12 protein-coding genes and 1 pseudogene are annotated in these 15,404 nt (G+C 45.7%); 2 read left to right on the forward strand and 11 right to left on the reverse strand.

The window, feature by feature from the left end; all coding sequences use genetic code 11:
* Positions 1-99 precede the first annotated feature (99 nt).
* The 8 genes and pseudogenes from BFJ94_RS06785 to BFJ94_RS06825 form a co-directional block, all read right to left on the reverse strand.
* A complete protein-coding gene (locus tag BFJ94_RS06785) occupies positions 100-921 on the reverse strand; it encodes a hypothetical protein (protein ID WP_120461978.1) in 822 nt (273 codons plus the stop codon).
* 482 nt (positions 922-1,403) lie between these two features.
* Positions 1,404-2,732 (reverse strand): alpha-L-fucosidase, encoded by a 1,329-nt coding sequence (locus tag BFJ94_RS06790; RefSeq protein WP_120461979.1) that lies wholly within the window; start codon positions 2,730-2,732, stop codon positions 1,404-1,406.
* Between the two features lie 42 nt (positions 2,733-2,774).
* Positions 2,775-4,355 carry a response regulator gene (locus tag BFJ94_RS06795; protein WP_162944211.1) on the reverse strand — a complete coding sequence of 527 codons (1,581 nt, stop codon included), beginning with the start codon at positions 4,353-4,355 and terminating at the stop codon, positions 2,775-2,777.
* Between the two features lie 28 nt (positions 4,356-4,383).
* A complete protein-coding gene (locus BFJ94_RS06800) occupies positions 4,384-5,214 on the reverse strand; it encodes a carbohydrate ABC transporter permease (protein ID WP_120461981.1) in 831 nt (276 codons plus the stop codon).
* A 12-nt stretch (positions 5,215-5,226) separates the two neighbouring features.
* The gene (locus tag BFJ94_RS06805; RefSeq protein ID WP_120461982.1) at positions 5,227-6,150 is read right to left on the reverse strand and encodes a carbohydrate ABC transporter permease; all 924 of its coding nucleotides are present in this window, start codon (positions 6,148-6,150) and stop codon (positions 5,227-5,229) included.
* Positions 6,151-6,250: 100 nt separating this feature from the next.
* Positions 6,251-8,029 carry a sensor histidine kinase gene (locus tag BFJ94_RS06810; RefSeq protein ID WP_120461983.1) on the reverse strand — a complete coding sequence of 593 codons (1,779 nt, stop codon included), beginning with the start codon at positions 8,027-8,029 and terminating at the stop codon, positions 6,251-6,253.
* Between the two features lie 108 nt (positions 8,030-8,137).
* Positions 8,138-9,520, reverse strand: a complete 1,383-nt coding sequence (locus BFJ94_RS06815; RefSeq protein ID WP_120461984.1) for an ABC transporter substrate-binding protein — start codon at positions 9,518-9,520, stop codon at positions 8,138-8,140.
* A 455-nt stretch (positions 9,521-9,975) separates the two neighbouring features.
* Positions 9,976-10,098: pseudogene (locus BFJ94_RS06825) on the reverse strand (response regulator); the annotation flags it as partial.
* Between the two features lie 304 nt (positions 10,099-10,402).
* Here BFJ94_RS06825 and BFJ94_RS06830 point away from each other — a divergent pair.
* Positions 10,403-11,758 carry a sodium-dependent transporter gene (locus tag BFJ94_RS06830; RefSeq protein WP_120461985.1) on the forward strand — a complete coding sequence of 452 codons (1,356 nt, stop codon included), beginning with the start codon at positions 10,403-10,405 and terminating at the stop codon, positions 11,756-11,758.
* A 122-nt stretch (positions 11,759-11,880) separates the two neighbouring features.
* Here the strand turns inward: BFJ94_RS06830 and BFJ94_RS06835 are convergent, their stop codons facing one another.
* Both BFJ94_RS06835 and BFJ94_RS06840 read right to left on the reverse strand, forming a co-directional pair.
* Positions 11,881-12,312: a MarR family winged helix-turn-helix transcriptional regulator gene (locus tag BFJ94_RS06835; RefSeq protein WP_120461986.1), complete on the reverse strand. Its 432-nt coding sequence runs from the start codon at positions 12,310-12,312 to the stop codon at positions 11,881-11,883.
* Positions 12,313-12,348: 36 nt separating this feature from the next.
* On the reverse strand, positions 12,349-13,587 hold the full coding sequence (locus BFJ94_RS06840; protein WP_438803709.1) for an aminopeptidase: 1,239 nt from the start codon (positions 13,585-13,587) through the stop codon (positions 12,349-12,351).
* Between the two features lie 323 nt (positions 13,588-13,910).
* Between BFJ94_RS06840 and BFJ94_RS06845 the strand changes: the two genes are divergently transcribed.
* The gene (locus tag BFJ94_RS06845; protein WP_120461988.1) at positions 13,911-14,405 is read left to right on the forward strand and encodes a DUF3658 domain-containing protein; all 495 of its coding nucleotides are present in this window, start codon (positions 13,911-13,913) and stop codon (positions 14,403-14,405) included.
* A 46-nt stretch (positions 14,406-14,451) separates the two neighbouring features.
* Here BFJ94_RS06845 and BFJ94_RS06850 read toward each other — a convergent pair whose 3' ends face one another.
* Complete coding sequence (locus BFJ94_RS06850; protein WP_439116392.1) at positions 14,452-15,219, reverse strand: MgtC/SapB family protein; 768 nt, start codon at positions 15,217-15,219, stop codon at positions 14,452-14,454.
* Positions 15,220-15,404 lie beyond the last annotated feature (185 nt).

A 15,404-nucleotide genomic window follows, 5' to 3' on the forward strand; every position in this document is an offset into this window, starting at 1 on the left:
GACCTAAGATTCGTAATATGCCTTTTTCACCTCCTCCCTTTCAATCTTCTAAAGATTGCTGAGTAGATACTTGATTTTAGGCCGATTGATAGATGAGTTTTAAAATCGGATAGAATTAAATTTCTGTCGGTCGATGTGTATTTTTGCCTTTTCAACGCGTTCTTTCACCATCAATTGAAGCTGATTCTCCGCATTTATTTGCAGTAAAGATTGTTTAACCTCCGAATAAGGCTTATAACCCATTTCCTTTCTAGACATCAGCAATATATCGACGATCTCACCTTTGTATTCAACTTTACTCAGCTGCTGCCCCGCCTCCAGCTCGTTCAATTCATACCAAGTATTAAGCGTTTCCATATCTCCCTTTGGAATATCATTCTCCGTCTGAGTCAACATTTCAGTGGAGCCGTCCTGCCGCAGCATCATATATTTAAGTTCAATACCCAGCGTAAACATATCTTTGTTCTGTTCGTAAACTGGATATAACTCTTCTTCCGTCACCTTCGTTGTATCCAAGTACCACTTGACGAGCTCAGACCAAACATTGTTTCTGATATAGTTATAGTATTGATACTCATCAAAGGAAGACAAGCCGTAAAACATCTTGCCATCCTTCAGCATGCGTTCGCGCTCGGCATTCATAATTTCCCGTTCATTCATGATGGAAGAAAAGCGGATATCCTTGTCGATCAGCCCATATTCCACGGCAATGATAGCCTCCATTTTGGCTATCTCCAGCTTTTCAAGCGCGCTGTTGCGGGCATATTCCAAGGGAGTTTGCCCGTCATATTTGCGATCCCAAAATTCAGAGTCGGCATCAGCTCCATATTTCTGAAAAAAAGTGTTAGCGGTTAATGCACGTTCATCATATAAAAATAGTAGAAACTCCTGTTCGGATACCCCAAATCCGTCAATGATCAATAAGTCGCTACCCTGAGGAGATCTGTTTACCGGATTTATTAATATGAAACCTAAGAAAATAAGGCTTACGACAACGACGCCAACGAAAGAAACCAATGTAACTCTTTTAGTTTTGTTATGGACAAACAAGCGTTTAGACAAAGAAATGCACCCCCCAGAAGACTTATGCAGGCGTTTTGTTTCAATAACTATAATAGGAAATAGTTTCTTTCGGAGCGTGCAGAAAATCTACTATAATGTGCAACTTTTGTACGAAAATGTATCTCAACACAGAATCCCCACATAATAGCGAGGATTTCTTACCGGATTACGTATCGTATCATTACGCGTATTACATCTCACATTCAATTATTAGAATCACACAACCATAACGCAGTGGGCATAAAAAAGCACCCGATTTGGGGTGCTTTTCGGTACTTTATATTGAAGGAAATTTCCCGCATACTCCTTGTGGTTCCTGCCGTATCCCGGCTTGTCTCCGATCAACATAACTCCTCTTCCACTAAAGTCAGTTCGATGACTGTATCTATTTCATCTGGAAGCGGAAATGTATAGTGTTCGGGTCGAGACAAGGATAGAAACGCATCGTTGGGATAGAGCACTGTGTTCCATGGACGTCCGATCAACACCTCGGAACCGTCTGCCAGCATACGCGCTTTCTTGATCCGGTCAGCTAAGCCTAGTAAATGTATCGCACCTACATTTTCTTCAAATAAATGAGCGTACAGCTTATCGCCTCTCCTCGTGTAACGTCCCCACTCCGGCTTCTCTATCCCAGCTTCGCCACACCCGTAGATACTTTCCGAGTTACGCCGCATCCAAGAACCGATTTCCTTTAGAATTTCTATCGATTTATCCGGAATTTCCCCTCTAGCATTCGGTCCTACATTCAATAGCAGATTCCCATTCTTACTAACACACTCAACCAGCTTGCGAATGACCATTCTCGCTGTTTTATACACTTGGTCGCTCGAGGAATAGCTCCAATGATTGTTGAGCGTGATACATGCTTCCCAGGGTATGGATTCACCCGCTTCATTCATAACCCCTTGGGGCGGAATCATCTGTTCCGGTGAAGCAAAATCCCCGGAGTAGAAGCTGGGATTATTGGAGTATATACTTCCGCCGATCGAGCCGCTGGCTTCCAAGCGATTGTCCACGATAATCTGTGGTTGCAGTGAGCGGATCATTTCCATTAATTCACTAGCACGCCAAGCTTCCCCTTGCATATTGTCATATGAGAAATCGAACCACATGATATCCAGCTTGCCATAATTGGTGAGCAATTCTCGAACTTGGCCGTGCATATAGTCTAAGTATCCGTTGAGGCTATCCGGATTCCGCTTGAAATCGGGATTGTCGCGCATCGGATGATGGAGATCTCCATAAGCCGGATAATCAGGATGGTGCCAGTCGAGCAAAGAATAGTATAATCCTACCTTCAATCCTTCCGCGCGAAAAGCATCCAGAAATTCTCGAACGAGATCCCTTTGGGCTTGCGTATTCGTCGATTTATAATCAGTTAGCTGGCTATCAAACAGACAAAAGCCATCATGATGCTTCGCCGTCATCACCGCATATTTCATGCCTGCCTGCTTAGCTATCCTCGCCCAAGCTCGCGGATTATAAAGATCTGGATTGAATTCATCGTAATAAATCTGATAATCTTCCAATGACATTTTTTCCTGACTTCTCACCCATTCGTCTCTTGCCGGAATTGCGTACAATCCCCAATGGATGAACATCCCAAATCGGTCGTGTAAGAACCACTGCGTACGTTCCGTTCTTTGCTCAATAATACTCTTATCCATACAAGCACCCCTTAATATGTTTTCAGGCTATACCTTCCCGTCTTAATGTCTATATTCGCTTGGAGTTACTCCATTGTATTTTTTGAATACTTTAGAGAAATAAGTTCGATCCGAATAGCCCAATTTCATGGAAATCACTTCAATCTTGCCTACATCGTTCTTAATCATCTGCGCCGCCATATCCATCTTCAGACTATGTACATAATCGGTGAAATTCATGCCCGTTAATTTCTTAAAGTAGCGAGAGAAGTAATTCGGATTCAAATACAGATGACTAGCCATCGTAACGGCTGTAATATTCTCCGATATATGCTCTATGACATAATCTTCTATGACTTTCAGCCTGGGTGTTTTCGAGAACATCATGACAGAGTGTTCTGCCAGTCCCATGACATGCTCAATCCGCATATGGATCAGCTCCAGTGTCTCCTCCATTCTCCCAGAATGCAAGAAATAGTAGTGGAAGGACTCTGATTCTCCCTGATAACCGAGCTCAAATTCAATCATACGAACCATCTGTGAGCTTTCTGATCGTCCCCTGGAGGGAGAAACCCTGTTTTCCTTCATTTCCGTCAAGGATTTATCAAATAATTCCAGTAACAACTCCGGGTTTCCTTCCCTAGCTGCGGCCAAGAATGAAGCTCTTACGCCTGTCGTCATATGTGGCGTTCTCAGCCACTCGGCTGGTTTCCAATCCTGCATAGCACCCGAGGGCTCTGACTCATAATACAGATCTGAATCATATTGCTTCAAACGGGAATGAATCGCACCGATCGATTTCACACCTTGGAACGGATTGCTAACAACAACTCGTATTTGAACCTTGATATACTGCTGAACCGCTTGATGAACTTGGTCGGTATATTGCGCGAATCGTTCACAGGCATTTATAGCAAGATTCTTTTCGTAATTATAGATCAGCAGAATCATTCCTTCTTCGTCTTGAAATACGGACACTCCATCAATACCCAGAGCCAAATTCTCCGCAATATTGTATATAGCGAAACGGATCAGCGGCAGATCCTTGAAACTGTAGTGCGCCGCAAACGAAGCGTAGTTGAATATGCCATGCGCCATCAGAAAATAGTCCTTTTTCCATACCACCCCTATTCTCAAGCCCAATTGTTTCATCGAATCCGAGTCATCTCCAGACAAAACTTGCTTCATAAAAGACTGTTTAAGCAAGTTCTTATGCCGCTGAATCTCTATCCGATCCGAAAATTGCTCCATGCGGCTCGTTAGTTCGTCCAGATGCGACACCGACTTGAGAACGCTTTCTTTTAATTTGCCAGAAGTGAGTTCATCCTTGATTAAATAATCGTCCGCGCTGATCTGCACCGCCTTGCGGGCGTAAGAGAAATCCTCGTGACAGGTTAGAAAGATAATCCGGACATCCGGATTGATCTTCTTCATCTCCATAGCCAGTTCGACTCCATCCATCTGCGGAAGACCTATATCTGTAATAACCAATTGCGGTTCCTTCTCTTTGAACAAACGCAATGCCTGAATACTAGAGTAAGTAGAAGAGGTTATTCTCAGACCAAGCTCCTCCCATGGCAGTAACTGTTCCAGATAACTTAACATAGGAACGTCATCGTCAACCAGCATCATCCGATATATCATGCAGCTTCCCTCCACATCTGCTGTGAATCTATCCCTTGACTCCCCCCATCGTAATTCCATTGATTACTTGCTTCTGAAGGAGTACGAAAACGATAAGAATTGGCAAAATCGTTGATAAGGCAGCCATCATAATCACTGCATAGCTTGTACCGTATTGTGAAGCGAACGACTGTATTCCAAGCGTAACGGTATACTTGCTTTTACTGATCAGGAAAATTAATGGGTTCTGGTAATCATTCCATGTCCAGAGAAACTTTAGAATACCTACAGTAGCCAGGATCGGTTTGGCCATCGGCAGAATGATCTGCCAATAAATTCGCAAATGCCCGGCGCCATCGATCTTTGCGGCTTCGATATAGTCCGTGTGAATATCCTTAATAAATTGGCGCGCTAGGAATGTCAGCGGGATCGAACACGCTCCCATCAGGATCAGCGCAAAATGCGTATCATATAGCCCAAACCATTTAATAAGGATATATCTCGGAACTAAAGTCGATTCTTGCGGAATAAGAAAGAATGAAAGCACGAGTACAAACAGCCCATTTTTGAATGGGAAATTCAATTTAGCGAACGAATACCCGGCCATAGATGAGAAGAGCAGTGTCAATATGGTCATTAGAATCGCAAGTTTCAGCGAGTTTAAGTAGTATAAGCCGAAGGGCACATTGCCGAGCCAGACGGTTTTGAAATTCTCGATCAGGTTCCACTTGGTAGGAATCCATTCGATAGGAAATTTCATTACATCCACTTCATATTTGGCAGCTGCAGATAACATCCAAATCAATGGCGAAATGAACAATAAAGAAAAACAGCCGACTATACCAGTAGTTATCAATTTACCTAAACGCAATTTTTTCATCGGTCTTCCCTCCTAGAACTCGTTCTTCTGCATACGTGATGTGATGATCGAAATAATAGCGATAATCATGAACAGCACCATAGACAATGCAGAAGCGTAGCCCATTCGGAAATTTTGGAAGCCTTCCTCATAGAGGTAATAAACCAATACATTTGTCGCGTTATTTGGACCTCCAGATGTCAGAAAAGCGATCAGATCGAACACCTTGAAGGAAGAGACTATTCCCGTAATACTTAAGAAGAAAGTTGTCGGTCCGAGCAGAGGAACCGTGATTTTGAAAAACTTCTGTAATGTCCCAGCTCCGTCGATTTCTGCTGCTTCGTACAACTCATCTGGAATGTTCGTTAATCCAGCCAGGTAAATGATCATATTGTAGCCGAGAACCTGCCACACGGCGATGATAATAATCGCCCAAAGAGCATAATTTGTGCTGCCCAGCCACCCCGGAGGCTCGCTCATCCCTAATGTCATCAAGATGTTGTTGATTGCCCCCTGGGTAGGGTGGAATAATATGCTGAACACGGTTGCAACTGCTACAGTTGTAGCAATATACGGGATAAAGAAGACTACCTTGAACAGTTCCTTCAGATATACCCTCGAATTAATGACCGCAGCCAGAATCAATCCGAGCAGCATGCTTACCGGAACAAGAATGACCGAATAAAGCAGATTGTTCTTCAACGCTTTGAGAAATTTCGCATCAGAGAGAATCGCTTTGTAGTTATCGAGCCCGACCCAATGAATCGCATCGAATCCTCCGACCAGATTCCACTCTGTAAAGCTTAAATAAAGTGAAAAGAATAGCGAGAAAACACCAAACAACAGAATCCCCGTAATCTCTGGGACAACAAATAAAAATCCAACTAATGATTCCCTACGCGAGTTTGTCCAAAAAATCCTCCTACCTTTGTCAACATCTGTTTTCGTCGAAGCCATTGCCATATCCCTCACCTCAATCTATATGTATCTATGAGAGTATGATAATGGATTACGGTAAAACCGACGGAAACGATTTATACTCGTATGTGAAATATTGTTACCCTGAGCAAATATCCTCATCGACAACGATATATCCGGCCTGATCTTTTGGTCGACTGCTCTCTTCTAGCTTGGGTATAAACATGATAAAGGTGGTTCCAGCCTCCTCATTTCGCAGCATATCCATTGTCGCATCCGGCCCATAAGTTAAACGCAAGCGCCGAAGCGTATTTAACAATCCGACCCTGCGATTTTCCTCAACCTGCACTTCCCCCCTAAGTATTGATCTGAGCCGATCGATTTGGCCCTCCTCCATACCGATCCCGTTATCTTTTACCTCTATTATTACGCCTGACTCTGTCTCGCTAATTTGAACCTCAATCTCTGCATAATCAGGCGGATTTGCAAAACCATGTACAATTGCATTCTCTACCAACGGCTGAAGAATAAGGCGGGGGACTTCAAATGACTCTAGATGTTCCGGAAGCTCTACGATAAGATACAACCGCAATCGGCTTCTGACCTTCATAATATCGATATAATCCTGGAGCAGCTTGCATTCCTGGCTTAACGTACTCTTATCGTTCACCCGCATATAAGCTCTTAAAAGACTCATAAGAGCTTCGACCTGCCGACCCCGAATGGAATCCCCCGCTAGCAGCAGATCGCATTTGATGGAATTTAACGTATTTATCAAGAAATGAGGTCGGATTTGGGAAAACAGAGCCTGCAGCTCAATGATCCTCTTCTCCTCCTGCTCCTGCTCGACGTCAGCGATCAACTGATTGATCTGATCGAGCATATTGTTAAAGGCGCTGCCTAGAACCCCGAATTCGTCGGAGCCCTTGGCAGGGAATCGCACGAGCCGATTTCCGCTCCCGAATTGCTCCGCAATTCTCCTTAGCTTGAATAATGGCCGATGAATCCGTTTGGCCAGGACGATGGAGAGAGTGATAAAGATCAGGATCGATACGCCGAGTACAAGCCCGTACAGAAAAAATATGTTCGTGATCTCATCCATAATCTCCTTAGGTGAGAAACGGTAACCCACTTTCCAGCCCGTCTTTGAAATGTCTGATTGCAATTCGATAACTCCAGGGACGGATTCAAGCTCTGATTGCTGCGGGTATAGAAGAATCGGAGTCCCATCTGCTTCATATAAGCCGATCTGCCCTGCCCCAATGCCTTCGAACAGCTGGTAAAAATACCTGTGCGAAACCGCCACATACAGCACTCCCAAGTAATCATTACCGTTATGCTCTTTGATCACTTTCACAAAAAGATACGTCGATTCATCGATATCGTACAAATCGCCTTTCTTTACAGGTACGTTAAACCAATAAATACGCTCTGGATCAGTCTCTCTCTTCCATTGTTCAGTCATCCATTTCGATGTCACCGCCTCGATCCTGTGATTGGCCTCGTAATCAGCACCAGCCGTTCCAATCTGAAACTGGGCTTTGTTCACATAGAATACAAGCGCTTTCAAACCTGAAGTCTTGGAAAAGGCCAGATTCAGCATGTCGGAAATCCGCTCATATCGCTTATAATCCTCCGATGAATCAATCTGGTCCACGTTTTTAAACACCTGCAAATCATCATACAGCGCATTAAATCTAAATAAGTTTGAAGCGTAAATAATGTCCTCCACGCTTTTTTCCATGTCTCCAGCCATCACATCGACTACATTCTGACGCGAGCTTTGCACCTTGTCAATTACGACATCCTTGATCAAGAAGAAGGCCGTAAATGAAACGATGGACAGCGGAAGTAGAATAAACATTAACAAAGTTAGCTGATTTCGCATATAGAACGACCGTTTAAAAAGTTTGTACATGCGCTTTTCGCCTCACTCCGATCTCAATTCCGATGCAACCGAAAGCCTGAAAAGGCCGCCTCAGTGGCCGCCTTTTCAGTATACCAATCTATCAATCGGTCTATCTATTCAATTTCTCGCTTGGCTGATAATTTTATTGGCATCATCCATCATTTGCTTCTGAGCAGCTTCAAACGTCAGGTTGTCAAGCATATAAGCGCTGAAGCCATCCTCGATAACCTTCTTCATTTGCCCTGCATAATCAGTTGTCCAGTTCGCGTCGTAGACCGTTTTCGCTCTGCTGTCAAAGACTGTCGCCTTCAAGGACTCCTCCTCGATCAGCGCTGCGTCCGAGCCGACCAGAGATTGTATTACTTTTCCAGCATCAGCTTTCTTATAGCCTGGGAAGTCTCGGATCACATCGGTCTGCATAGCCACATATTCAATGAATTTATAAGCCTCTTCTTTATGCTTGGAAGAAGCCCCCACCGATAGGTAATCCCCGCCTATGTAAGAAGATCCGATTTCTACACTTTCCGATGAGCGAGGCAGGGGTGCAAAGACCGTCTGGAAATCATGCGGATATTTCTCTTGATCCTTAATCATTCCGACAATAAATGTCGCTGTAGGTACCATAGCTGCCTTCCCGCTGAAAAATTCTGAGGCATAATGAAGCTTGGCACCGACGATTTCAGAGAACGGCTTAACGGATTTATCGTCCTTCTCCATAGCACGGCGTAGCTCGAAGAATTGCTTATAGGATTCATCGTCGAAGATTGGCTGCTGATCTTGAGACAGATACGGATGTGGCTTTTCGGAGTACGCCGGGAAGCCCACATACTCTCCCCAAGTATGGAAGTAAGCTCCAAATTGTTTATCTGCTCCTTCACCTTTGTTCAGTCTTTTCGCATAATCGCGGAAATCATCCCAGGTCCAACCCCATTCCGGAATCGGAAGATTGGCTTCATCGAGTGCTTGTTTATTGATGATTACGACCCAAGGGCTGGCCATATCCTGCAGACCGTAGACCTTGCCCTGATAGACCGGATTGACGTAGAAGTCATTAGTCGGGTCGATATTATTATTCTTGAGGTAATCGTCGATCGGAGCCAGGACGCCTCGTGCTGCCCGCTCGATAATAAAATCGACATGAGAGAATTGAATCACATCAATAGGATCGTCCGCCGCACTCATAATATCCAATTTCTTATAGAAGTCAGTGCTGTTGGCGTTATCTACAAGCTGAATCGGCTCTACATGGATATCGGGATTCTCCTTCTCAAAGTTAGTGACAATCTTCTGTATATCCTCAAATTGCGAACCATTGTACCAAGTGTAGTATTTGATCGTAACCTGATCCTTGTTTTCTTCTTTCGGCTGAGATGCAGCCTGATTGCCATCTGTATTACCTGCTGCCTGATCCTTTGCCACCGTATTTCCCCCGCTAGAGCCGCACCCAGCCATCAATGCAAGCGCAAGGAAGCTGATCAATAGCATTTTGAACCTTTTCATTTCGCATCCCCCTACCTTTCATTAAGTACCTTCGCTTTAAATCTTAGTGGTAAAAGCGCTTCCACAGTGTGCAATATTTCGATATGTTCGTGTATTATTTTGATGTTACATGTTATACTTCAAACTGTGTATCGCTTGTAGATGATTTCACTTTTAAATATATCCTCACTTCTCAGAATTTAACGCCCGATCATGTTATTAAAATCAACATCTGGGCAACGGAAGAGATCGATTGGGATCATTTCGATAAAATATGGAATAGAGTATTCGGTGCTACGCCCCTTCAATGACGATTGCTTATATTAAAGGATTAGGTTTACCTGAGTTGAAAATAGAATTGGATGTTTGGGTTGCCGCTTGATCGGTGTATCCCAAAAGATAAACTTCGCTCCAAATAACGCGAAAACAGCCCTTTCGCTTCCCACTGGGAAAACGGAAGGGCTGTTCTTCTCTCCACCCGTCACCTTATCGATCTCATCGCCTTTGGCTGTCATCATTAGCACTGGAACTGTACTGCTTTTGCGGATTTCGGATAAAACCTGAAACCCATCCATCCCCGGCAGCATAACATCCAGAATGATAAGGCAGTATGCGTCAAATCAACACGGTATTGGGCATGCTTCCCCCTCCTGTTTCGCATGAATATGTAAGTCCCTCTTTCTTCCAAATGATAGATTCATAGCATGAAGAATCATTTGAACTGATTATAGATCAATTATAACTAGGCTTCAAATCTGTAATATAAAGGGCTTACATATTAAATGATGTTAGGAATCGGCGTATAAAAATACAATTTTTTTATTTTTTGAAACATTTTCATCTGGTTTTCTAGTAAAAATGAAATATAATAAGTAGATATTTAATATAACTGGGGGAACTTCTATGACAACACCGCAAAAAAGCCCAGCAATGTCAGGAAAAAAAGATCGTTTTTCTTCAGCAGGGTTTATTCTGGCTGCCATCGGCAGTTCCGTAGGACTCGGCAACATGTGGAAATTTCCGTACATTACTGGCGAAAACGGCGGAGCCGCTTTCTTTCTGCTGTTTATCATCTGCCTTTTCATCATCGGTCTACCCGTTCTGCTGGCTGAGCTGGCCATTGGCCGCGCAGGCCGAGGCAGCGCAGCTACTTCTTTCGTCAAAGCTGGCGGCTCCAAAATCTTCGGTCGGCTTGGCTTATTACAAGTTATCGCTCCTTTTCTGATTCTCACCTTCTATATTATCGTAGCCGGATGGACGCTGAACTACGCAGTTCAATCCTTCAGCGGCGAGTTGTACAGCAACGCTGATTTCAAAGGACAATTCAGCTCCTTCATCGGCGGATATATGCCGATTGTCTGGCAAGCGCTGGCCATTCTGATTACTGGCCTTGTCGTGGCTAAAGGGATTTCCGGCGGAATTGAGAAATTCAACAAAGTGCTCATTCCAGGACTTATTATTCTACTGATCGGCTTGATGATTCGGGCTGTGACTCTACCGAGAGCGGGTGAAGGTGTATCCTTTTTCCTCAATCCTGATTTCTCCAAGCTCGGGCCTGAATCAGCCTTAGTCGCCTTGGGTCATGCCTTCTTCTCGCTGTCACTGGGCATGGGCATCCTGCTCACTTACGGAGCCTATGTGGACAAGCGTCAATCGCTCGGATCTGCTACGCTGGCCATCGGGGCCGGAGATTTGATCTATGCCTTTATTGCCGGACTGATTATATTCCCGACGACCGCTTCCTTCGGCATTGCGCCTGACTCGGGACCAAGTCTGGTGTTTATCGCTCTTCCAGCAGCTTTCTCCGCGATGCCGTTTGGGGCCTTCTTCGGAGGATTGTTCTTCATCCTGTTGGCTATTGCAGCCCTGACGTCTTGCGTATCACTGCTGGAAGTACCGGTCTCCTTCACGATGGATCGCTGGGGCTGGAGTCGTACGAAATCCGTTATTATCATCTGTATTCTGGTTATGCTGGTCGGGCTGCCATCTGCGTTTTCCTTCGGCCTTGCGCCTGCTTTATCTGATTTAGGCGGTAAGAACTTCTTCGACTGGCTGGATTTCATTACTTCCAATATTATGCTGCCGATCGGCGGACTGATTACGACACTATTTGCCGGCTACTTCTGGAAAGGCGCTGCGGAAGCGGCTGGCCTGAAGTCGGGCTGGTTCAAGATATGGCTGTTCATGCTGCGGTATGTTGCGCCAATCCTTGTTTTTCTGGTTCTTCTGCATACGACGGGCCTTATTAAGCTCGATTAACATGACAAAGGCAATCTCACGGTGCTATCAACGGCGCCGGTTGAGATTGCCTTTATTGTATTTGCCTTTACCTCTGCCTCTGGCGGATTCCCAATAAACTTAGCTGAGATGCCCGAGGAAACTCATTCCTTCGGGGTTACATTCGCCACCATTTGCTCAAGTACGTTCTTGAAAATCTCCAAATCCTCCGCAGCGATCCCCTGCGTCGCGTCCTCATGGAAATTCTGTCCCAACGGCAGCAGCTCCGCTCTTAATTGCGCTCCCTTCGCGGTCAAGCTGATTCTGATTATTCTGCGGTCCGACGTGTCTCTTTCCCGGATGCATAAGTCATCCCTCTCCATCCGCTCCAGCAATCGGGCTATGGAGGATTCATTGGCATTCATCTTCTGTGCCAGCTCTTTCTGGGAGATATGATCCTCCTCCCCAATGAAGAACAGAGCGATCCATTTGACCCGGGTGATGTTGTTGTCCCGTAATCGCGCGTTGAAGGCGTCGACGATCTTTTTGGAGGCCGTATTGGTAATAAATCCGATACAATCTGTTAGATTGAACAAACTTAGATCACTTCCTTACCCGCTAAAACTTTGTTATTAAAATGCCCAGTTCCCCTTGCGGAAGATGGCTTCTTTACGACCGTCCTGCGTAATGCCATCGATGGAGAGCTCGGCGTCTCCGATCATAAAGTCCACATGGATCAGGCTTTTGTTCACCCCATGCTTGGCCAGCTCTTGTTCATCCATGTCCGTGCCGCCTTCAAGAGTAACAGGATAGGCTTGACCCAGCGCCAGATGGCAGGATGCATTCTCGTCAAATAAAGTGTTATAGAAAATCACGTTCGAGTTCGAAATCGGCGAGTCATGCGGAACCAGTGCAACTTCACCCAGATGTCTGGCCCCTTCGTCAGTATCGAGCAGCTTCTGCAGGGCTTCGGCCCCCTTATCCGCGCTAAAATCAACGACTTTGCCATCCTTGAGGGTCAGCGAGAACCCGTCGATAATAACACCGTTATTGTTCAGCGGCTTCGTGCTGCGAACCGTTCCGTTGACTCCGTTCTTGCTCGGCAGTGTATAGACTTCTTCTGTCGGAATATTAGGGTTGAACCATACGCCACGACTGTTCTCCTTGGCGCCGCCAAGCCAGACATGACCTTCTGGAAGCTCGATCGTCAGCGATGTACCTGGCGCTTCATATTGCAGCTGCTTGTATCGCTTGTCATTCAAGAAAGTCACCATTTCACTCAGCTTCGCATTATGCAGGTTCCAGGCTTCAACAGGATTCTCATGATCCATACGAGTCGCATCGATGATGCGGGCCCATAGCTTCTGCTCCGCAGATTCCTGACTCTCACCTGGGAACACCTTGCTTGCCCATTCTGGAGTAGCATACGAGAGCAACGTCCAGGCATTATGATGCGCCATCAGATAGCTGCGGTATTTATTTAGTGCGGTAGCCGCTGTCTTGGCTGCTGTCGCGATCCGCGTCGGCTCAACGCCGTCGAGCAAATCCGGGTCAGGAGAATAAATCTGGATGAAGGCCGCACCCATTTCCGCGTATTCCTCCATCGCCTTCGCACGCCATTCCGGATATTCCGCGAATACCTCTTCCGGGGCATGATGATATTTAATTTTGGACAGCTGATCATCATTGTATTCTACATAGACATTATGTGCACCCGCTTGGTAGGCATGCAGCGTGATTAACCGTACCAGGTCAGCGGCCACGATCGGTGCCATAACGACCACCGTTTGCCCCGGCTGAACATTCACACCTATCTTAACGGCTAGCTCCGCATAGTTGTCCAGTAACTGCTTGCTTGGATACATTTCCATTCCCCCATATGTCAATATCATTACTATACTAGTGTACACGACACAGCCCAAATGTACACGGGTAGGGGATCGCATAAATTCCTGCATATTTGCAGGCTTTGTTGCTGTATGGGCAGTTAGAACACGTTTTTGCGAACAGAGCGACTCAGCCATCAGCGAGCCATCAGCGACACTCATTCCCCCTTTTGCGAACCTTGCAAAATCATGTTACTGTTGAACCAAACCTTACACTGGAGCTCTAACGAAACTGGAGAGCGAATTCGATTACAGTATATGATGCTTGTGCTGCTGCCGATAGAATATTCCATCGCCCTGATCACTTCATGCACTATAGACATTCCGGAGAGATCCCCACGGAGAAGCTTCGCGAGCTCATCATCCATCCAGAGGAAAAAGCACAGCTCTCCACGGACGATATCCAACGGTTACAGCAAGAATGGCAGAGCCTTACCGAGCCGAAGCCGAAGCCAGAACCGGAATCAGAGTCGGCGCAGATCGGAACACTGCGGATTTGGCAGGATAATTCCATAGTAGAGGTACCAGCGAATTATTATGATCAATACCTGCTGGATACCTTGGACAGACTAAGGCCGCCTGCGTCCGCTGGCAATGCCGAGTTCCTTAAGTCGGCCCGTCTGATCGGAGAGGTCATCGGCTATTGCGATCAATATATCGGGGATTCTTATTTTGAATATCGGCTGAGGGAACTGATATATAGCGGAATACTCGAGATCCAAGGGATTCCTGCAGGCATGCGGTTCTTTAGTGTCAGACGCAAGCACCGCAGTCACGCGAAGAACACGCCTCAAAACGGATAGGACGCTGATCCCCGCTCTAATCTTCGAGCGGGGATCAGCGTATCACCTAAAGGGACAAGTGATTGCTTGAATCCTTCACATTCTTGGTGTATTGATCAAGAAGATCGGTCTCAAGAGAGAGGACGCCCTTCATCGATGAAATAATGCCAATCGAGTGTCGCAGCCCCTCTGGAATCACTGCTTTTAATGTGCAATGCAGCTCCATAATCGAAACTTCGTCCATTTCCTTATCATCTACCGTATGCATTCGCAAATTCTGAATTTGCACACCTTGCTCGGCGAATACAGCTGTAATTTGCGCCAGATTGCCAGGCTCATCTATAATCCGCATCGATATTTCATGACGGCGGCGATGGCGCATCAAATAATTTTCCCATTTATGAAGAACAACCAGACTGATCAATACAGCAATCGTGGCCATCACTGCCACATAGTAATAGCCTGCTCCCACACACAGGCCGATAGCTGCTACCACCCAAATCGAGGCAGCCGTCGTCAGACCGGATACAGTAAGCCCTGAGCGCATAATCGCTCCCGCACCCAAGAAGCCGATTCCACTGATCACCTGTGCAGCCAGACGCGCTGGGTCCACACGAACATTCACTTCATCCACAAACTCCGAGAACCCGTAAATAGATAGGAGCATAATCGCCGTAGACCCGACACATACCAGGATATGCGTTCTGAGCCCTGCCGGATGATTCCTCCACTCTCGTTCGAATCCAATCAGCCCGCCTAAGACGGCGGCAACGAAAAAGCGCAGCGTCAAATCAATATACGAGATATGCCATACATCCATCGGTATTAATTTCAAGAAGCTTCACAACCTTTATTTGTGATCCGCTCCTTAGAGCTCGCAATGATCGATTTGATATTATATATAGATCCCGCCAACAAAAATATGATCAATGCGAGCAGTAAATCAGGATGCGGTTTTATGAGACCAGCTCGAAATCCTTCATATATTTTCGGAAACCTTCGACGATTTCTTTTGAATGA

Origin of the sequence: Paenibacillus aceti (assembly GCF_003614185.1) — a bacterium.
GTDB classification, from domain to species: Bacteria; Bacillota; Bacilli; order Paenibacillales; family Paenibacillaceae; genus Fontibacillus; species Fontibacillus aceti.

Coding starts and splice junctions, on each gene's coding strand:
- BFJ94_RS06790 (WP_120461979.1), bottom strand. CDS start 2,732: ATGGATAAGAGTATTATTGAGCAAAGAACGGAACGTACGCAGTGGTTC.
- BFJ94_RS06795 (WP_162944211.1), bottom strand. CDS start 4,355: ATGATATATCGGATGATGCTGGTTGACGATGACGTTCCTATGTTAAGT.
- BFJ94_RS06800 (WP_120461981.1), bottom strand. CDS start 5,214: ATGAAAAAATTGCGTTTAGGTAAATTGATAACTACTGGTATAGTCGGC.
- BFJ94_RS06805 (WP_120461982.1), bottom strand. CDS start 6,150: ATGGCTTCGACGAAAACAGATGTTGACAAAGGTAGGAGGATTTTTTGG.
- BFJ94_RS06810 (WP_120461983.1), bottom strand. CDS start 8,029: ATGTACAAACTTTTTAAACGGTCGTTCTATATGCGAAATCAGCTAACT.
- BFJ94_RS06815 (WP_120461984.1), bottom strand. CDS start 9,520: ATGAAAAGGTTCAAAATGCTATTGATCAGCTTCCTTGCGCTTGCATTG.
- BFJ94_RS06830 (WP_120461985.1), top strand. CDS start 10,403: ATGACAACACCGCAAAAAAGCCCAGCAATGTCAGGAAAAAAAGATCGT.
- BFJ94_RS06840 (WP_438803709.1), bottom strand. CDS start 13,587: ATGGAAATGTATCCAAGCAAGCAGTTACTGGACAACTATGCGGAGCTA.
- BFJ94_RS06845 (WP_120461988.1), top strand. CDS start 13,911: ATGCACTATAGACATTCCGGAGAGATCCCCACGGAGAAGCTTCGCGAG.